The following is an 18765-nucleotide window of genomic DNA, read 5'->3' as shown; positions in this document are numbered from 1 at the left end:
GGCACAGAAGGCCATTGAGCAGGCAGGGGCGGAACTGATGTTCCTTCCGCCATACAGCCCGGACTTCAATCCCATCGAAATGGCCTTCTCAAAACTCAAGGCCTTGCTGCGCGCCAAAGCTGAACGGACTGTCGGTGCTCTGTGGGATACCGTCGGCGCACTGCTTCCGGCTTTCACTCCCAGTCAATGCGCCAGTTTCTTTACAGCCTCTGGATATGAACCAGATTAAAGTGGAACCGCTCTAGTTTCGTCCCAAGTGACAGGAGAGTGGCCGGGTTCAGATCGCGTAAGTTGACTCATACCGCGGCGGCACCAGAGCGCATGCGCTGCAGAGTGCAGGTTGTCGGCAGTAAGAAACCACTGATGTGGGTTTGCCGCATCAACGAAGGCTTTCTTCTGATCCTGCGAGAATTGTTTTTTCATATGGATCATTCTCTTCACAATTTTAGCATTATAGATTTACGCTTCGCGGCTTTTTATCAACAATGACTACCCGCTTTATACGAGCCCAAAAATCAATTCCGATCCCCTCCGACCATCCGAATAGTAATGTCCGCTTTCAGGTTAGCATCCTGAAAAGTCTTACGTCGTATGTGAGGCGGAAGGAGCCATCCCCCAACGATCTGGGTAGTCTGTTACGATTTAATTGCTTTTTAGCCTGCGAGGACGGAATTTTTTGCCTTGCGTTCGGCAAGGGATTCCAAGGGGCTGGAAAGCCCGGTGTCCGGCGAGTTATCCGCATATTCCGGAATTTTCCTATTGGCTTTCGGGTCGTATTTCTTACCTCCCACAAAGAGATTTAGTTTGTCGGTGCTAGATGGAGGATGTAATTGGAAAAAAACATAAAAGATGGTGACGCATGACGTGCCACCCTTTTTGTATCCACTCAAAAGGAGAGTTCCCGTTTTTTATGGCTTGGGGTTGATGGGATGACAAGGGTCTCGGGGGCATGCCCCCGAGACCCTTGTCTGGCGATCTGATCCGGTGTCCTGCCATCCAGTTTGGAATGAGGACGCACCGTATTGTAGTCTTCCCGCCAGTCAGCCAGAACCTGTCGGGCATGGCTGAGAGACGTGAACAGCGTTTCGTTGAGGCATTCATCCCTCAATCGGCCGTTAAAACTTTCGACAAACCCGTTCTGCTGCGGTTTCCCCGGGGCGATATAATGCCATTCGATCTTCATCTCATCGGCCCATTTCAGGATGGCATGGGATGTGAATTCCGTCCCGTTGTCGCTGACAATCATGAGAGGTTTGCCATATCCCTCCACCAGAACCGTCAGTTCCCGCGCCACACGTCCGCCTGACAGCGATGTGTGGGCAACCAATGCCAGGTTCTTGCGACTGAAATCGTCGATAACAGCCAGAATGCGGAACCGGCGACCACAGATCAGGGCATCCGAGACAAAATCCAGGCTCCAGCGCTGCCCGGGTTCCTGAGGTATGGTCATTGGAGAACGTGTCCCCAGTGCCCTCTTGCGGCCACCCCGATGGCGGACTTTCAGACCTTCCTCCTGGTAAAGGCGGAATAGCTTCTTGTGATTGGGGCTGAATCCTTCCCGCGCCAGAAAATAACCCAGGCGGCGATAGCCAAAGCGACGTCGTTGGTCCGCCAGTTCCCGCAGGCGCTGGCGCAGGGCAGCATCGTCCGCTCCGGTAGAAACATACCGCGCGACACGCCTGGCAACACCAACAAGCGCACAGGCACGGCGTTCACTCAGGGCCAGAGCCTCCCGTATGTGTCGGACCGCCTGCCGTTTCGCGACAGGCGTTACCACTTTTTTCCAACGATTTCCTTTAGTGCCGCATTATCCAGCATGGCATCCGCCAGTAGACGTTTCAGGCGGCTGTTTTCATCCTCCAGCGCCTTCAGCCGTTTGGCTTCCGATATTTCAAGACCACCATAGCGGGTCTTCCACTTGTAAAACGTCGCATCACTGATCCCGTGTTTGCGGCAAAGATCAGAGACCTTCAGCCCAGCCTCCTGTTCCTTCAGGATCCCTATGATCTGCTCTTCCGTAAAGCGGCTGCGTTTCATCCGTCCGTATCCTTCTTGATCGGACTCTACTTTTAAATGGTTACATTTTCGGGGGGCACGTCACGCAGAACAACTACTGCCGCGGCAAATCAGGTTGGTTCAGTCCCTCGCTGATTTCCAGATGGCATGCAGTGCCATGGAATTTATATGTGAACTTGACGAAGATCGCCTCGTTACTCGCGTCGAGCGACGGCGCTATCGATGTTTTGAAGACACCGCTGTAATTGCCTATGGGCGCGCCTTCACAAATGCTAATAATTTGCCTTTGCTTAGTTTTAAACAGATCAAGATTAGCCCCAGCTCTGACGAACGTGCTCTGCATGAGCGACTGTTAGAGCGGCGCAACAAGGTCATAGCTCACTCCGATGCTGATCGGCAGCGCATTAGCTTCACAACCGAATGCTTCAGTTTGGAAAACAAGCTGGTAATGATGCCACGTTGGGACTTCGACGATGCGCTGGAATTTTTTGCTGAGCGGGAGGCGTTGGTTGCGTGGTTTGGCACCCTTATATCGGCGACTAGCAAACGTCTATTTGAACAAGTGCAAAGCATGTCGGAGATACGCTTCGTTCGTGATCATACTTTGATTGTAAGTTCCGGCGCAGAAGAGGGCTAGGAGTCAAAGGTACTATGTATTCGCCTACGGACTAAAGATCACTAATTAATCGGGCACAAGGCCAATACGTTACCAAAATCCTAAGCCTAGCGTGAGGAAATGTAATAGATCACAGCGGGGTGTGAGCCACCTCTCGGCAGGAAGAAGTAATGCGGGTGTTGCTCGCCAATATCCCCAGCTACTTTATGATGGTCGTAACGGGGCTGCGTGGCCGGTCGTAAACGAAAGTCCGCTTTTGAGACGGGCTCCAAAGAGCTTGAGCGTCCGGCATGAAGGCGACAACAGTCTGTCTGCTCAGTTTGAATGAAAGGAGAGGCTATCAAATCGTGTCAACACCTTTTTTGGGGGGATAATTGTGACACTGAACATCAGCATCAAGTATAAGATAATATACCGTGATCTCGTGTGGTTTTTGTATTGCAAGAATACACTAACAGTCGACGCGCAAGCGCCTCTTCTGTGAGAAGAGGCGCCATGCTGTCATGAAACTCGTTATGAAGGGGTGTCTTTATGACCATTCTCATGCTGAAGTGTTGCCCTCAGAAGGTTTCCGACCCAAATCTGCACGGAAATATTCTCAGTGGATGCTTTCCTGAAAATTTCTTCTGTCAGATCATTAGGTAGTACAACAGAGAAGGGTTCCGTTCGTCCGGCTTCAGGAGGCATTCCAAAGAGGCGGATGTAAAGGTAACTCAGATTTCGTCCCTGCAGCCATCGACGGACAGAAGCGTCCGTCATCGGGATAACCAGGTGACCGGGATATCCGCTATATGTCCAGGGGGTGCAACCGTGACCCCGGCCCACCAAAAAGAAAGCACCTCCTTCTGTGCGGTAAAGCTCTTCCCGATAGTAGTCGAAATCATCACCACACAACTCAGGGGCCTGAACCGTCGCCAGTTTTTCTGCTGTGTCTGTATCGTAAAAACAGTCGTCTATGATTTCGAAGACTCCATCCGAAGAGTAGCCACTTGCCGGGACATTTCCCCTGTTGAACTCGTCTTCGACGAGTTCTTTGATAAAACTGGAAATATTCATAGATTTTCCTTTTATTCTATTTTCTATTGTTGGCGATACGCAGAAAATGGAACGGATTTTACCTGATGGTTCCCGTTATGTATTTTGTTTCTCTGCGTCTTTTCTTCATATTATCTGAATATTGTTACGGCAAGAGGGGCATATGATTTTACTTGACAAGAAAAGGGGCGGAAGTACAGTCAACGTCAACTGTTAGAAAAAAATTTTATTTCCCATAAAAAATTTCGCTATTTTTGACTCGAATCGTCTGATTTTCCCGTGATCGGTATGGCGTTACATCTGCGCCGTTTCGCGTCACATTGACGGTCGCAGATGTGCTTTCTGTCTTTCAGTTAGTTGGGTTACCCCGCCTGTTGAAGGCCTGATGCTATGCGAAGGACCATCTGCAAACTCTGAACGACACACCGCTCGTTATGCTGATCACGGATGTAGCTTTGGCCAGCCTTCGAGTTTTGATTGAACAGGTCGCGGTTGGTGTGCGTGCGAACAATCAGCTGTGCCAGATTTGCATTTCCGGTGGCGACAAGCTTTTTCAATTCATCGTGTAAGATCAGTCCCTCGCTGGCGACCGGCGTCATGACGCAGGGCACGCCTGCAGCAAGACTGTCGAGGACCTTCCCTTTAATTCCTGCACCAAACCGAAGCGGGGCAACAGTCAGTCGTACCTGATCCATTACGGAGGAAAGATCAGGAATATGACCCCGAATATGGACACGGTCGCTGGCAAGGCGTCGAATTTCTCCCGGCATGCCGCTGCCAACAAGATGGCAGATGATGTCCGGCGCCTGTTTCCACACCAAAGGCATGATCTCGTCGACCAGCCAGTGAGCCGCATCAACGTTGGGCGCATGAGCAAAATTGCCGATAAAGGCAAGCCCCGTACGTTTCTGGAATGCCGGGACACGTTTTTTGACCGGGACAGCCCACGGGACCTGCACAACAGTGGTAGATGGCACGTCCCGGCGCAGGAGATCCAGTTCAGCAAGAGAATGAGTCAGCACGACATCTGCCTTGCGGGCCATCTCATATTCGGACGCTTTCAACCGGCGTGCCGTTGCGAGCAGTTCGGGGCGTCCCTCAATGACAGCCTGACGGGCGACGCGAACATGATGTAGATCCGCCACCGCATAAACAACCCGGGCCCGGTGCTGGGTCTGGCGAACAAGGGTCATGTAACGCGATGCCACATGTTCCCGATGGAGGTAAACAACGTCGTAGCTGTTGGCATGCCGCGTCAGAACCTCTTCCACCGAATTATAAAATGGCACGTTGCAAAGCATGACATCCGGAAGACGGAAGGGAGCCCGCGTTCCCATCCCGTCAGCGGCGACAAAGGTGACCTGATACCCCAGAGTTTGCAGGGTTCGGATATGCGACAGAATAGCCACTGATCCGGCGTCCCGCTGGCCGTCCGGCAGGGCGCTGTCAATGACCAGCGCTCTCGGGGCAGGGGCAACGGGTTCGGCATATCCGCGTCTGGCGAGTTGCCGGTTCAGCGCCATACGGGTGTGGTCTGTGGCTGTCTCTGCACGCACCTGCTTCAGGCGATCGACCTGCTCCAGCAGGAAGGACAGGACATGGTTCTGTGTTTCGAGGCTTTCTGCCGACGAGACTGCGGTTTTCACCGCTTGCTCCAGATCCGGATCAAAGCTGTCTACGGGTGGCAGAACAGCGTGCGCACCCAGTAGAGAGCCATTGACGGCCCAGCGTATTTCGAGGGTGTGCCGCGTCAGCGGAGAGAGGGGAGGCACTAGGAGAAGGTCGAACCCGCAGTTTTCAGGACCCTGTCCAGCCTGCAACACATCGGGGCGACGCCCGTTTGCGACTGTGCTGGCACGAAGTTGCCCATTGACCACGATCTGAAGGGGCGCGGGTACTTCCGGGGTGGCGGGGTTATAGGCCCAGCCTGCAATCCGGTCTCGCGACACGAGATCAACCCAGCCGCGAAGAGAGTTTGAAGAATTGGGGGGAGTGGTTCGGGTTTCAGCCAGCGTTTCAGCCACAGGATCAAGACCCCAGGGAGCATGTCCGAGCTGACCTGTTCCGTACACGGGCTGAACATCAATCATATGACGCTGGTGCGGAGACAGGCCGCCCGGGACAATGAACCGGAAACCACAAGCCATCCCAACATCCTGTCGTGTCAGATCGGCCGTGATGGCCCCAATACAGATACCATGATCCAGAATGCGCAGAGGAACAGGTTCGGCGCTGTCAGACCATCGCGCCCATCCCCTGATTTCTGTGTGGGTCACAACATCCAGATAGCCTTCCAGATGCCCTGAATCTGACGGTTTTTCCGTGTTGTCTGATCCATCTGTCTGGTTCAGACGGTTTCGAACAGTTTCAAGCAGAATGCCTTCTTCAACCCGCGGGGCGCAATATCGGGCCGGTTTTTTCTGGGGGTCGGGATACAGCGCAGTGTATTCTGGAGCATTGTGGAACATGCCGCGTGAGGAATCATCGATGAAGCTTTCTGCAGGCGCGCCTTCGGCCAAGAGGATATCATGGCTCTCTAATTCAACATGGAAATAATGGACACGATCAACCCGTTCCGCCTGCCGGATGGTCTGGCCGTTGACCAGCAGAACCGCCGGAATCAGGACGTCATCGATGAACATTGCATGCAGCGGGGAGACCCAGAGATCGCGTCGTGGCAGGTCGTTGCCCAGAGACCCGGCTGTAAAAATGACAGGTAGAACAGAGGGGTTTCGGGAGGCAAAACGTCCGGAGTAGCTCCGGTGGCCAATCCAGTGGATGGGGCGTGTCTCCCCGGATGCTGTCATAACCCGGTCACCAATTTGCAGCGCTTCTACGGGGATATCGCCATGATCGGTGGTGATCAGGGTCCCGGCGCAATAACAGGGTGTGCCGTCATCAACCTCCAGGGTGGCCAATGTGCCGCCATGTCCATCGCTCGAGAGAACGAAATGCTCGCCAGTATAATCTCCGTCCAGTGTAACGGATGAGGTGACACCCCTGGCAGTGACGTCAAGAATAGGGTCACCCACGATCTGGGCTGCCACAGCATCGTCCCAGCTCAGAGCAGAAAAATCGAGACTGCCTCCGTCTTCAATCGTGACGCCGTCCGCAGGCACCGTGTCAACGCCGAGAATGCCACCACTTGCGACAGTGACATTCGTGAAAGTGGCATCCGATTGCAGAACAAGAGAAGCTCCCTGCCCAAGGGTCACACCTGTAACGGTCGCCCCTGCTTCAATCAGCATGCCGCCGTTTTGCTCAAGCGTGACATTCCTGATAGTTGCCCCGGAATCAACCCGCATGCTCCCGCCGCGCAGGGTTGCGTCGTTTACTGTCCCGGCAACTTCGATGTATCCCCCATCCGTCAGGAGAACGGTATGGGCGGTACCGCCCTGTTCGATAATTCCCCAGCCGGAACTGGTAAAAGTGGCGTCTTCCAGAAGGCCGCCATAGGCTTCGAGAAAGCCGTTTTCGTCGTTATCCCCAGTGACGGTCACGCCGGAGGCGAGGCCGCCAGTACTGATAGTGAGATCTCCCTGGTCGACAAGGGTATTAAGGGCTGTACCGCCGCTCTCAACCCATAACTCTCCATCATCTCCGAGCTCAGTGTCCTGCCAGACGGCACCATTTACGACGTGAACATCCGAACTGACGAGACTTATTCCTGACGCTGAGGCTGACGTCACCTTGGCCATTGCACTGAAATCCTTCCCGGACGGACCGCAACGAGGCGCGGTATTTCTCAGGAAAGATTAGGTGAGGAGCTGTAGAAAAACAAGCGGAAACACGTACAATTTTTATTGTGCGAGTTTTCGTGGAATGAATAGCGTAATTATCCCCGTGGCAGGCCACCAAACCAGACCACTTCTCCGACAACCTTCAGGCTTTGAATGTCTTCTGCCGACAGGTCCTGCGGTGGGTAACGATCATTGTCAGCCAGAACGCGTATGCCGCCACCCAGACGCAGGTCAAGGCGGCGTAGCATGACGGTCTCATCGACTTTCAGGGCATACAATGCGCCTCCCTGAACCTGAGTCGAGGCCGTATCGATCATGACGAGATCTCCATGGAGCAGGGTCGGTGCCATGGCGTCGCCTGTAACATCTGTCAGGCGGAGTGCTGCGATGGTTGGGCGCGTCAAAGTCGTCTCCAGCCAGCCTTTCCCGACCCGCAATCCTTCTTCCCGGTCATCTAGCCAGGGGATGACAATCTGGTGGCCACCGCGTTGCGGGGCGGGGCGAGAAGGGGATTGGTTCAGGTGTGTTTCGCCAACGCCATAGGCAAGCCAGTCCAGTGTTACGCCGCAGACCCGTGCCAGAGAGGCAACGGCAGAGAGCTTCATCTCACTGCCGTTCATGTAATCACGCAAAGTTGTGTAAGGCACGCCCGCAGCCTTTGCTGCATGTGTAATGCCTATGCTCTGGGCAGCCTGACGCAGCCGTTCCCCGCGCTCGCGCATCAGTTTGATCTGCTCATCCATGAGCTTGCGCTTTCTGGGTCGGGGCGGTGACATGCGAACGCTCCATAACGGAAAAGTTCGTCATTATACGACAAGGCGCTTGCATGTATAGTCGGGGAGCTGTAAGTTCCATGGAAAGCATATGAAGCGGGTCTCCGTGTCTCATGGGCCTGTTCTCGCATGAACAGCGCGGTCTGTCGAAGGGTTTGTCATGTCTCATGAAGCGCCTTGCCTGTCCTCCGTGCCGCCCCGGGATCGCCGGCTCGAAGACCTCCACGCCGGATTGCATGATGTCATGCGGCTGGTGGAACTGGAGCATCAGGTTCTCCGGGGGCGGCTTGATACGCTCAGAGCCGATACAGATGGTGTGAAAACCCTTGAAGGCGTCATTGTTCTGGGGAGCGTGGTGCATCAGAAACTGACACATCTGCTCGCATTCTGCCGTGATGCAGGAGACCTGTAAGATGTCGTTCCTGATCTCGTCGCTGTCAGGGGTGATCCGTTCGGCCCCGCGCCTGAGTGCCTTGCTTGCTGTCGCCGGCGCAGGCGGCCTGAGTTTTATTCTGTTCTCCGGGCCGCACGGTGAAGCTCGCGATTTGCAGAAGGTGCTGATTGAGCGTCATCCTCAGGGCATACGGTCCTGCATGCTGTTACGCTCTGGTGCGGGGATAGACTTTCGTGAATGGGCCAATAAACGGTTCTGGATGCAGTCGTTGCCCTGGACGGCTCCCACGGCCCACCCGTTTCTGTTTCATGCCGGACCAGCAGACGAGGCGCCCTCGGATCTGGTCACTGATCTGACGCAGCGTGGTGTGCTGGAACGGCATGTCGTGCCAGTCACATTCAAAACGTCCGGCGCAACGAAAGAGGCCGTATTTTACACGACATCCCGGAATAATCCGGACTTTAGCTATACGTTGCGTCAGCCCGGACGCCTCTTCGATGGGTATATTCCGATTGCGACCCGGGCCTATCCTGAACAGGTGCCGCAAAAAGGGGAGGAAGAACGTGATGAACCATTGTTGCTTCATCCCTATCTGATCAGTGAGGTCGATGGTGTTTGTGTCGGTCTGACGCTCCGCAGGATTGTCGACATCCGGCATCCGGAGCATGACCCGACCGGACGGGAGATCATTACGGCGACGGTTGTGTATCGCAGCGACGGCCCGAAAGACTGGATGCGGACACCTGTCTTTCGACGCATGGCGGGAACATTTACCGGGCTGGAGGCCGGGGCCGAAGTGCGCCACCATCTGATCTATCGTAAAGGGATCGATGGCCTGACGCTTTTTGCCGAGCAGCCGGAAGGATGAGTGTCATGCGCGTTCAGTGCGTTTCCCTAAAAATCTGTGTGGTTGCCATGAGTTGTCTGGCCTTCGCATTGCCGGAACGGAGTTATGCCGCTTCAAATGCTGAGGCGGCCAAGGCAGCTGATGCCATATTGGAGCAGGTTCGCCATGATCCGGCAGATCGTGGAGAGATCGAAAATGGCAACAGTCGGCGGGTCTGTCTTTCTATCGGGTCAGAGGCCTTTCTGAGTCTTTCGGCCTATCCACGCTCGATAGATGTGGCCAATCGGGTCGAGAAAGGTGTTGAGCCCGGGGAGGGGTATAATGCCTCCACACAGGGCGTGCTGTTTGGGGAAGGGCCGCGTAATGTGGAGCCAGGTCCCTTCATCCAGGCGTTGATGGACGCTGGCCTTGTGCAGCGGGTTCCTGTGACCTGGCGTGTCCATGCTCAGCATCCTGCAATGCCAACTGCAGCGCAACTCGGGCTTCACGATCTCGACGATAATTCGGAACCAAAGCCTGATGAAGGTCCACCGGGTCAGGAAGAAACCACGCAGCATTTTGCAGGGGATCTGTTCCTGGCCACGGGGCCAGAAGCCATGGAGATCTTTGACGGACCTTCAGAGGACCAGAGCGTACAAAATAGTCTGAAGGTACCTCTTCTCGCTGGAGATACCGCGCCGTCCGGGGTGCGGGTGCCAGCCCGGCTCTGTTACGGTCTTACAGCCCAAAAAGTTCTGGAATATGGTCCGTTGCAGTCTGTGGCGCCACAACATGACCGGATAACGGTCGTTCTGCTCATGACGCCAGAGGGAGTGCCGTCCTGGGCACAGGATCCTCGTATCCTGCAGGAGCTGCAAAGTCGTTTTGTGGTGCCTCAGGATGTTCGTATCGGTACCTATGACAGCTATGGCGATGGCTGGCACAAAAATAACCTGACTTTTCTGAAAGATCTTGCTGAATCAGGGCACGTGACCGGAGAGTGATAAGCGTTCGGATAAGGTGCCTTGGTGTTTTGCGCGTTTGAGAAAAATCAGAGTTAAGGCATTTTTTTATAATAAGGCGTCTCTGGAAAGGGTATTTCATGAAGAAGGTATTTGCAGGGCTTTCTGTGGCCGTCGGCTTGGCTGTTGGCCTGCCGCAACAGGCACATGCTGTGAACTGGCAGAAGCTCGCCGATGCAGCAGCATCGCATGCGTACGGCAATGAGCAGGGACCGCAGCCGGGGCGGGCGGCGACATCCGCTGATGCACCGTTCTTCGCACAAACGAAGGGAATCAAATTTGCCAAAGGGTCTTTTTATCCTGCTGACCCTGCGACTGATCCAGATGCTCAGGCGCTTGAAAAGGCACCCCGTATTGTGGATGTCAGTTTCGGACCGTCACAGCCTCATGTGACGGTGCTGATTGCCTATTCCAATTATTATGGTCCAGTGGGAACGCATATTGCGCTGACTGACGCGCAGCATAAGGTGCTGTGGGAGAGTGAGGCGCCAGAGATCCGCATTCTGCCGACAGAAAATGCAGGTGTGCATGATTTTGCGTCTGCATTGTCCTACCCCGGGTGGGTCATCAACAGGTGGCAGCCTGCTTCTCATACATGGAGCAAATTCACGTCGGTGGGTACGCCGTTCTGAACGGCGTATGAAGAGACTGAAGCTGGCGGGTCTCGCTGTATGATCATGAACATGGCCTGCGACCGTAAATGAGATCGATAGTCTGAGCCAATAACGGGACATGACGTCACAATGACGCCATTTCCCGCTCTGTCATCGTCCCTGGAGATGTCATGACACTTCAAAATTGCTGTCACGAATGACGTCATACTGTGTGCAAGTGATGGAGGGGACTGTCCGGGCCGTAAAAATGGCCGCCCTTTTCCCTTTTCTGTCCCGTTTTTGTCTCTTTTTCGTCCTTTCGGGGATATGTGAGGGCACGCTACCTCAATTTCCTACGCACCCTTCGGATGCATATGAAATTGCTTGTTTTTTTCTGATTCTATGGCTGAACAGGTTCGGCTGGTTCAATAATCTCCGTATTCTGTCATCTATTGGAAACATCCCGTCACCAGAAGATGAGGTCCACTTTTATGCGCAGCAGAAATCACATGCTTTGGCGGCTTAGTTCAAATAAAAAACGTCTCTACAAAACCATGGGCAATTCAGTCTTTGACTGCAGTGCCCCGGCGGACGGCCGTCCCTCATGGTGTCAGGCCACACGTTCAATTCAATTTGCGCGGCATGCCTACGGTGTAATCTGTTGGCGAAAAGCTGGCATGCCTATACCAAAAACGTCGAAACCATTGCAGCGGCATGCTTGTAAAACGTCAGTGGAGTGATGATGGACTATCTGGCCGCCATGAAAGTGTTCGTCCGGTCTGCCGAACTGGGCACGTTCACCCGCGCCGCCGAGGAAGCCGGAATTAAGGTTTCTACCGTCTCTCGCTACATTACTTTTCTGGAAGATGACTTGGGAGCAGCCCTCTTCAACCGATCGACGCGTCATCTGCATCTGACGGAAATGGGCCGTATTTTTTATGAAAAGGCTTTTTCTTTGCTGGATGATATTGAACAGATTCGTTCACTCGTCCCCACTCTTAACGCTATTCCGCAGGGGTTGCTTCGCATCCAGCTTCCAGGCGCGTTCGCGCGGAAGTATGTCGTAGGAGTTCTAGGGGAGTTTCTGGCCCAGCACCCGATGATACAAGTGGAAACGATTTTGGCCGACGCCGAACGCGACATCATCGAAGGCGGCGTGGACGTTGCGTTGAAAATCGGTGCTCTGGCGGATTCTCAGCTTGTCGCAAGAAAAATAGCGTCAAACCATTATTGTTGTTGCGTCAGTCCATCCTTCAGGGACGTCAAAGGGCGGCCTGAGACGCCGCAGGCGCTTGCTCATCGTCCTTGCCTGCCGCTCAGCCTGCAATCCGGCGCGACATGGGCTTTCAGATTCGCAGGTGGCTGGGAAAAAATAAAGGTCTCAGGGCCTTTGCGATCTGACGATCTGGAATGTCTCCGGGCCGCCGTTATCGGGGGGGCGGGTTACGCTGTTTTGCCCCGTTGGCTAGTCAACGATGATCTGCAATCAGGTTTATTGGAGAATGTCTTGGCAGATTATGAGTTCTCTTCGGAAGGCGAAGCCGATGAGGGAATCTGGATCATCTATCCCCCCAAAAAAATTGTCCCCTCAAAAGTAAGAGCTTTCATATCTTTTTTCGAAAACCGTTACCGCGCCGCAATTGAGTGGTGAGGCTTTATACAATGAGCTTCCCCTCGGGACAAAACTCCTGTGCGGCGCGGGTTATCGATCTCAACGCGGCGGCTCAATATCCTGCGGAAAGTGCTTAATCAGAAGTGCTTAAAAAACTTCAAAAATGAGAGCCGCCATGGACAAATATTCACCAAAGCAGAGCCCGGTTACGCTACGTGACGAAGATGGCCCTGCCATCACGCGTGACGCCGAATACTTTGAGTACAGCACCGCGGCTAACCCTATCCGACCCAGCCTGACGCCCCGGATTCCATTCCATTTCTTCTCATCGGCTCTCTACGTGGAAGGGCCGTCACGCGTGGTCCCGCTAGACATGAGTGAGGCGTTAAAATGTGAGGCTCCTGCGACGGGGCCCGGACTTTGCGCGAATTTCGTGCGTATCGTCGCAGGGGACTCCCTTGTAATGCAGCCTAAATCGACGTCGACAGTGTTCTACGTCATCCGAGGCGCCGGATCAGTCAAAGCCCATGGCGCGACGTTTGAATGGAATGAAGGAGACTTCTTTACTGCCCCCGGCGTCAGCGTGATCGAACTGAAGGCGACAGGCGATGCTGCGCTCTACTATGTCAATGACGCTCCCTTGCTGCGCTACCTTGGAGTGGAGCCCAGCGTCACCCAGTTCGAGCCGACACTCTACCGGGCGGAAAAAGCGAACGCCGAATTACGGATAGTCGCATCTCAGCCGAACGCCGGTGAAAAAAGTCGGGTCAGCATTCTGCTCGGTAACGCTAATTTTCCTTACACCCGCACTGTGACGCACGTGCTCTGGGCCATGTACGGGATGATTGGAGCGCATACGCAGCAGAAACCGCATCGCCACCAATCCATTGCACTCGATTTTATCGTCGACTGCGACAAGGGATGCTACTCCCTGCTGTCGAAAGAAATAGATCAGGACGGTAATATGGTCGACCCCACCCGCGTCGACTGGGAAACCGGCAGTGCCTTTGTAACACCGCCCGGATACTGGCATGCCCATTTCAACGAATCTGACAGGGATGCCCGTTTGATCCCTATCCAGGACGCGGGTCTGCAGACTTATCTGCGTACTCTCGACATCAGATTCACGTGATCGATGAGGACGCAAATCCGCCAATTCATCGTAGAAATCGTCTCTTTCCCGCCAAGTTTTGCTCATCGTCCTGCTGGGGATGGAATTGTTTACCGGTATGGAATGATATTTCGATCACGTTGGGCAACCTTGCCGGCAGCATCGTTTTTACAGGGGAGCGCTTTAGGCGACTCACAGGATCACGCCCATATCTAATCAGGATCCGGCTTCCCGCCTGATCCAGGTCTGCGTTAGAAGGACAAAGAGGACTTTTATCATGAGCGAAACCGCCAAACCCCGCTACGAGACTTATGACCAACCGGCTGGCGGCTGGGGCGCGGCGAAAGCGACCGCCAAGGCCCTGCTGGAGCAGAGCGTCATCGGCAAGGGGTCTCGTGCGCTTCTCTCCATGAACAAGCCCGGCGGCTTCAAGTGTCCCAGTTGCGCCTTCCCTGATCCGGACCGCGAAAAGACGCTGGAATTTTGCGAAAACGGCGCGAAAGCGCTGGCCGTGGAAGCCACGAAGAAGCGTGTAACGCGCGCATTCTTTGAACAGCATACCGTCACGGAACTTATGACGCAAAGCGATTATTGGCTTGAGGAGCAGGGGCGCCTGACCGAGCCTATGTGTTACGATGCCACGACGGATCGCTATGTGCCCGTCACGTGGGATGACGCATACGAGATGATCGGCAGGCATTTGCGCGCCCTGAAAGATCCGAACGAGGCTGAATTCTACACGTCTGGCCGTACCTCAAACGAGGCAGCGTTCCTGTATTCGATCTTCGTCCGCGCATATGGCACGAATAATTTCCCTGACTGTTCCAACATGTGCCACGAACCCACGTCACGCGGCTTGCCGCATGCGATCGGCATAGGCAAAGGCACGATCGTGATGTCCGATTTCGACAAGGCGGAGGCGATCTTCATCTTCGGACAGAACACCGGCACGAACTCGCCACGTATGATGAGCAACCTCGTCCATGCGCGCAAACGCAACGTGCCGATCGTGGTTGTAAACCCTATGCCGGAGCGTGCGCTAATCCGCTTTACCGAGCCTCAGGATCCAGTGAAGATGGCGACGTTCGGCTCGACAGCTATCGCCAGCGAATTCGTGCATATCCGCATCGGCGGCGACCTCGCCCTTGTAAAAGGCATGATCAAGGTCCTTCTTGAGCGAGAAGCCTCCGGCGAGACGGTGCTCGACCAGGAATTCATCGCTGAGCACACCCAGGGTTTCGAAGCCTGGCGTGATGAGGTTCTTTCCTGCAGCTGGAAGGATATCACTCGTGTTTCCGGAATTTCCGAGGAGCAGATTCGTCGCGTCGCGGAAATTTACGCGCGCTCCAAAGCGACTGTTCTGTGTTTCGGCATGGGCATCACGCAGCACCAGCAGGGCTCGCGGATGATCCAGCAGCTTGCGGCGTTGCTGATGTTGCGCGGCAATTTCGGAAAACCGGGCGCCGGCATCGCGCCTATTCGCGGTCATTCGAACGTGCAGGGAGACCGGACAGTCGGCATCGACGAAAAGCCAACCCAAGCTTATCTCGACCGTGTGCGCGACACGTTCAACTTTGAACCGCCGCGCGAGCACGGACATCACGTTGTGGAATCCGTGGAGGCGATGATCGACGGCCGCGCCAAGGTCTTTATTGGCATGGGCGGTAATTTCATACACGCCATTCCCGACACCGTCATCGCTTACGAAGCGATGAACCGCCTCGAGCTTACCGTTGGAATAGCCACTAAGCTGAACCGGGGTCATATCGTCCACGGCAAGGACGCGCTGATCCTTCCGGTGATCGCCAGATCCGAAATCGACCGCACGTCAGTGGGCGAGCAGTTCGTCACGATCGAGGACGCGATGTCGAACGTGACGTCCTCGCGTGGCGTGCTTGAGCCCGCGAGCCCGGATCTGCGGGCTGAAGTTGAGATTGTCTGCCGCATCGCGCGTGCGACACTCCCTGACAGCGATATTCCTTGGGAAAGCTACATAGAGGACTACGATCTAATTCGAGAAAAGATCGCGCAGGTTTATCCCGAAATATACGAAGATTTTCTAAATAAGATCAAAGACCCCAAGGGTTTCCACCTTGATATTCCACCTCGTCGTCGCGTGTGGAAAACGTCTACGGGCAAAGCAAATTTCCTGACAATCCCCGGCCTTGCCGTGGACAGCGACGTCGCGGATCCCGACATGTTGCGTCTTTCTACCATTCGCTCGCACGATCAGTACAACACGACGATTTACAGTAATAGTGACCGGTATCGCGGCGTCTACAACGACCGCATGGTTCTGTTCCTCAACGCTACAGAGCGAGAGGAACGCGGGCTGAAGAAACACGCACGCGTGGCGCTCGAAACGATTTCCCGCGATGGCGTGAGGCGGCGGGTTGAGGGCCTGACAGTGCTGGATTATCCGATGCCGCGGGGCTCAGTCGCAGGGTATTACCCCGAATTAAACCCTCTTCTGCCGTTGAGTCACTTCGACGATATCAGCGGAACGCCTGCCGCGAAGTCCATCCCCGTGCGTATTGTCGCTATTGTCGGGACGTCGGAGGAAAGAACCGCGTCATAAATATGATTTTTAATTTTGAGAGCGACTTTGCCGGGTCTACCTAGTGCTTCCACTGGTAGCCAGACAGAAGCTTGATCTTTGCGGTGCGTGAATTGCCCCGGATTTTGTGGAGACAGAAAGATCCGTGAGGTAAGAAGAATTCACGAGTAACAAATCGAAGTGCTTTCCGCCTAAATTTTGTGACCGTGCAGCCCGCATGGTTCTGGAGGAAGAGAAGAACCATCCTTCGCGGTGGTCAGCGGTGATGATGATCGCTCCAAAGCTGGATATTCACCCTGATAGGCTGTCAAAATGGACCCGTTTACATGAACCGGCCAATGCGCCTGTGGTAAGTGAGTTGCCTGATAGGGAGAAGATCAGGCAACTGGAACGCGAGAACTGCGAACTGCGGCAGGCTAATGATATCCTGCGTAAGGCGTCAGTATATTTTGCCCAGGCGGAACTCGACAGCCGGATCAGGCCATGATCCGCTTCATTGAGGAGTACCGGCAGACATATGGTATCGGGTCAATCTGCATGGTTCTGCAGATTGCATCATCTGTCTATTATGCTTATCGGGCCAGACAGAAAAATCCCCGTGTGCGCAGCCAGAAAAACAAAGAGCTGTGTCATGAAATTCATAGACTATGGAATGATAATTTCCGCGTCTATGGAGTGCGTAAGGTCTGGCATCATCTCAGTCGTAAAAGTAGGATTGTTGCCCGCTGCACAGTAGAGGGACTGATGCGCCAGATGCGCCAGATGGGACTGAAAGGTGTCATTCGCGGCAAAGGCTCAGAACCAGACGGCCAGATCCGCAACGCCCCTGCCCACAGGATCTGGTGCATCGCCAGTTTCGTGCGCCAGCTCTCAACAGGCTGTGGGTTTCGGATTTCACTTACGTTTCCACATGGCAGGGCTTTGTATATGTCGCTTTCATCATTGATGTATTCGCCCGCGTGATTGTGGGCTGGCGTGTCTCATCAACTGCCCATATCCACTTCGTACTGGATGCCTGGGGCAAGCTGGAGTGTTCGAAAAACCCTCTGGTTTTGGGCCTTTCTCTGTGATTCCATTTCTTGTGTGATGACTGGAGGAGTGGCTCATGATGTAGCCTGGTTTCTTTGATGTTGAAGAGCGGCTTGCCCGGTTGAGTGGGCTCGGTGAGCAACTTGAAGCGTTTTCTCGGACTGTGGATTTCGAGGTGTTCCGTCCGGAGCTGAACAAGGCACTGGCCTATTCAGACGGAAGCAAAGGCGGTCGCCCAACGTTTGATCCAGTGCTGATGTTCAAAATTCTGGTCATCCAGACGCTGAACAATTTGTCCAACGAGCCGACGGAATGCCTGATCAACGACCGCCTGTCCTTCATGCGTTTCCTTGGTCTGGAGCTGTCGGACCGCGTGCCCGATGCCAAAACAGTCTGGCTGTTTCGCGACGCCTGACCCAGGCGGGTGCCATTGAAAAACTGTTTGATCGCTTTAATGCCACCCTGCGGAATGCCGGTTATTTACCGATGGCAGGCCAGATCCTGGACGCAACATTGGTGTCGGCTTCAAAACAGCGCAACACCAATGCTGAGAAAGCGGATCTGCGGGCACGTCGGATCCCACAGGACTGGCAGAGCAAGCCGTCAAAGCTGTCCCATAAAGATCGTCATTCGCGATGGACGCTGAAGTTCACGAAAGCGAAGCGACAGGAGGACGGGAGTGTGCCTGCAACAGATCTGGCCATCTCGTTCTTTGGCTATAAATCGCATATTTCCATCGATCGAAAATTTCGGCTGATCCGTAAATGGAAGGCGACCGATGCAGCGGCCAGCGATGGCGCCAGACTCCGGGAGGGCCTGCTGGATAAAACCAATATGGCATCAACAGTCTGGGCTGATACAGCCTACCGCTCAAAAGCCAATGGGACTTCATGGAAAAGCATGGCTTTATCTCGAAGGTTCACAGGAAAAAACCTCATCTCAAACCCATGCCTCGCTATATCCAGCGGTCCAACGCAGGGAAATCGGTCGTCCGATCCCGCGTCGAGCGTTTTTTGCTGATCAGAAATCACAGACAGGACTGTTCGTCCGAACCGTAGGTATAACACGAGCTACCATGAAGATCGGGCTGGCCAATATCGTCTATAATATGCGCCGTTTCCTCCCTTTGGAGCGGATTAACGTCGCCGCGTAGTAATCCAGAGCATGCACTTCTCTCTCTGCTCAAAACCTAGCAGCCTGTCGGGTTGGGTATTTTGTGGCTGATAACGCCGAGGCTGAGCCAGCTTATGCTACGTGAAGCCGTGCCATTCTTTTGCAGTTGTATGCGAGAGCGACGAGTGTCCATTCGGTCGTGACTTTTGCAAGGCTGCGCAGACTGAATCTTCTGAAGCCCATGATGCTTTTGATAATGCCAAAGATCGGTTCAACGGTCTGTTTTCGTAGTCTGTAAACATCTCCGGCATCCGTGGTTTCCAGCCAG

The 18765-nt window shown here is 54.3% G+C and carries 18 protein-coding genes, 1 pseudogene and 1 other annotated feature; of the genes and pseudogenes, 13 read left to right on the top strand and 6 right to left on the bottom strand.

Going from position 1 to position 18765, the window contains the following annotated elements:
- The coding region (locus tag KP699_RS14545; protein WP_215763128.1) for a transposase at positions 1–229 on the top strand (229 nt) is incomplete at its 5' end.
- Between the two features lie 424 nt (positions 230–653).
- Here KP699_RS14545 and KP699_RS14540 read toward each other — a convergent pair.
- Complete coding sequence (locus KP699_RS14540; protein WP_215763127.1) at positions 654–890, bottom strand: hypothetical protein; 237 nt, start codon at positions 888–890, stop codon at positions 654–656.
- Positions 887–2037 (bottom strand): IS3 family transposase gene (locus KP699_RS14535; protein WP_252347109.1). Its coding sequence is split into 2 segments (ribosomal slippage): positions 887–1779 and positions 1779–2037, totalling 1152 coding nucleotides; the frame shifts between segments, so codons are not numbered across the junction. Before KP699_RS14535 ends, KP699_RS14540 begins: the two co-directional genes overlap by 4 nt.
- Positions 2038–2173: 136 nt before the next feature.
- Here KP699_RS14535 and KP699_RS14530 point away from each other — a divergent pair.
- The gene (locus KP699_RS14530; protein ID WP_215763126.1) at positions 2174–2653 is read left to right on the top strand and encodes a hypothetical protein; all 480 of its coding nucleotides are present in this window, start codon (positions 2174–2176) and stop codon (positions 2651–2653) included.
- A 492-nt stretch (positions 2654–3145) separates the two neighbouring features.
- On the opposite strand, the gene KP699_RS14525 is transcribed toward KP699_RS14530, so the two are convergent.
- The 3 genes from KP699_RS14525 to KP699_RS14515 form a co-directional block, all read right to left on the bottom strand.
- On the bottom strand, positions 3146–3688 hold the full coding sequence (locus tag KP699_RS14525; RefSeq protein ID WP_215763125.1) for a hypothetical protein: 543 nt from the start codon (positions 3686–3688) through the stop codon (positions 3146–3148).
- Between the two features lie 341 nt (positions 3689–4029).
- The gene (locus KP699_RS14520; RefSeq protein ID WP_215763124.1) at positions 4030–7365 is read right to left on the bottom strand and encodes a Hint domain-containing protein; all 3336 of its coding nucleotides are present in this window, start codon (positions 7363–7365) and stop codon (positions 4030–4032) included.
- Positions 7366–7502: 137 nt separating this feature from the next.
- Complete coding sequence (locus tag KP699_RS14515) at positions 7503–8183, bottom strand: LexA family transcriptional regulator (protein WP_252347108.1); 681 nt, start codon at positions 8181–8183, stop codon at positions 7503–7505.
- A 157-nt stretch (positions 8184–8340) separates the two neighbouring features.
- Here KP699_RS14515 and KP699_RS14510 point away from each other — a divergent pair, with 157 nt between their 5' ends.
- From KP699_RS14510 to KP699_RS14465, 11 genes and pseudogenes are all read left to right on the top strand, one after another.
- Positions 8341–8592, top strand: a complete 252-nt coding sequence (locus KP699_RS14510) for a hypothetical protein (protein ID WP_215763123.1) — start codon at positions 8341–8343, stop codon at positions 8590–8592.
- A gap of 1 nt (position 8593) precedes the next feature.
- Positions 8594–9442 carry a hypothetical protein gene (locus tag KP699_RS14505; protein WP_215763122.1) on the top strand — a complete coding sequence of 283 codons (849 nt, stop codon included), beginning with the start codon at positions 8594–8596 and terminating at the stop codon, positions 9440–9442.
- Positions 9443–9447: 5 nt separating this feature from the next.
- A complete protein-coding gene (locus KP699_RS14500) occupies positions 9448–10404 on the top strand; it encodes a hypothetical protein (RefSeq protein WP_215763121.1) in 957 nt (318 codons plus the stop codon).
- Positions 10405–10502: 98 nt separating this feature from the next.
- Positions 10503–11054, top strand: a complete 552-nt coding sequence (locus tag KP699_RS14495; RefSeq protein ID WP_215763120.1) for a hypothetical protein — start codon at positions 10503–10505, stop codon at positions 11052–11054.
- Positions 11055–11754: 700 nt separating this feature from the next.
- Positions 11755–12666, top strand: coding sequence for a LysR family transcriptional regulator (locus KP699_RS14490; protein WP_215763119.1), 912 nt, complete (start codon positions 11755–11757; stop codon positions 12664–12666).
- Positions 12667–12802: 136 nt separating this feature from the next.
- Positions 12803–13759, top strand: a complete 957-nt coding sequence (locus tag KP699_RS14485; protein ID WP_252347107.1) for a cupin — start codon at positions 12803–12805, stop codon at positions 13757–13759.
- A gap of 256 nt (positions 13760–14015) precedes the next feature.
- Complete coding sequence (locus tag KP699_RS14480; RefSeq protein WP_215763118.1) at positions 14016–16316, top strand: FdhF/YdeP family oxidoreductase; 2301 nt, start codon at positions 14016–14018, stop codon at positions 16314–16316.
- Between the two features lie 196 nt (positions 16317–16512).
- Positions 16513–16782, top strand: a complete 270-nt coding sequence (locus tag KP699_RS16665; protein ID WP_215763131.1) for a transposase — start codon at positions 16513–16515, stop codon at positions 16780–16782.
- Positions 16737–16853, top strand: a sequence feature (AL1L pseudoknot). Its footprint overlaps the gene before it by 46 nt.
- Positions 16779–17258: an IS3 family transposase gene (locus tag KP699_RS14470; RefSeq protein WP_215763117.1), complete on the top strand. Its 480-nt coding sequence runs from the start codon at positions 16779–16781 to the stop codon at positions 17256–17258. Its footprint overlaps the feature before it by 75 nt. Before KP699_RS16665 ends, KP699_RS14470 begins: the two co-directional genes overlap by 4 nt.
- Positions 17174–17365 (top strand): DDE-type integrase/transposase/recombinase, encoded by a 192-nt coding sequence (locus KP699_RS16785; protein ID WP_374196957.1) that lies wholly within the window; start codon positions 17174–17176, stop codon positions 17363–17365. Before KP699_RS14470 ends, KP699_RS16785 begins: the two co-directional genes overlap by 85 nt.
- A gap of 80 nt (positions 17366–17445) precedes the next feature.
- Positions 17446–18477, top strand: a pseudogene (locus KP699_RS14465) (IS5 family transposase).
- 92 nt (positions 18478–18569) lie between these two features.
- Here the strand turns inward: KP699_RS14465 and KP699_RS14460 are convergent.
- Positions 18570–18765 (bottom strand): transposase (locus tag KP699_RS14460; RefSeq protein WP_215763116.1); only part of this gene is annotated, 196 nt, incomplete at its 5' end.

This window comes from Acetobacter sp. P1H12_c, from assembly GCF_018811975.1.
Lineage (GTDB): Bacteria > Pseudomonadota > Alphaproteobacteria > Acetobacterales > Acetobacteraceae > Acetobacter > Acetobacter persici.
This window is presented reverse-complemented; position numbering and strand designations above follow the sequence as displayed.

Excerpts from the sequence above, each read along its gene's own strand:
- KP699_RS14485 (WP_252347107.1), top strand. The coding sequence starts at position 12,803 with ATGGACAAATATTCACCAAAGCAGAGCCCGGTTACGCTACGTGACGAA.
- KP699_RS14470 (WP_215763117.1), top strand. The coding sequence starts at position 16,779 with ATGATCCGCTTCATTGAGGAGTACCGGCAGACATATGGTATCGGGTCA.
- KP699_RS14490 (WP_215763119.1), top strand. The coding sequence starts at position 11,755 with ATGATGGACTATCTGGCCGCCATGAAAGTGTTCGTCCGGTCTGCCGAA.
- KP699_RS14515 (WP_252347108.1), bottom strand. The coding sequence starts at position 8,183 with ATGTCACCGCCCCGACCCAGAAAGCGCAAGCTCATGGATGAGCAGATC.
- KP699_RS14500 (WP_215763121.1), top strand. The coding sequence starts at position 9,448 with ATGCGCGTTCAGTGCGTTTCCCTAAAAATCTGTGTGGTTGCCATGAGT.
- KP699_RS14505 (WP_215763122.1), top strand. The coding sequence starts at position 8,594 with ATGTCGTTCCTGATCTCGTCGCTGTCAGGGGTGATCCGTTCGGCCCCG.
- KP699_RS14510 (WP_215763123.1), top strand. The coding sequence starts at position 8,341 with ATGTCTCATGAAGCGCCTTGCCTGTCCTCCGTGCCGCCCCGGGATCGC.
- KP699_RS14520 (WP_215763124.1), bottom strand. The coding sequence starts at position 7,365 with ATGGCCAAGGTGACGTCAGCCTCAGCGTCAGGAATAAGTCTCGTCAGT.
- KP699_RS16665 (WP_215763131.1), top strand. The coding sequence starts at position 16,513 with ATGGTTCTGGAGGAAGAGAAGAACCATCCTTCGCGGTGGTCAGCGGTG.
- KP699_RS14530 (WP_215763126.1), top strand. The coding sequence starts at position 2,174 with ATGGAATTTATATGTGAACTTGACGAAGATCGCCTCGTTACTCGCGTC.
- KP699_RS14525 (WP_215763125.1), bottom strand. The coding sequence starts at position 3,688 with ATGAATATTTCCAGTTTTATCAAAGAACTCGTCGAAGACGAGTTCAAC.
- KP699_RS14495 (WP_215763120.1), top strand. The coding sequence starts at position 10,503 with ATGAAGAAGGTATTTGCAGGGCTTTCTGTGGCCGTCGGCTTGGCTGTT.
- KP699_RS14480 (WP_215763118.1), top strand. The coding sequence starts at position 14,016 with ATGAGCGAAACCGCCAAACCCCGCTACGAGACTTATGACCAACCGGCT.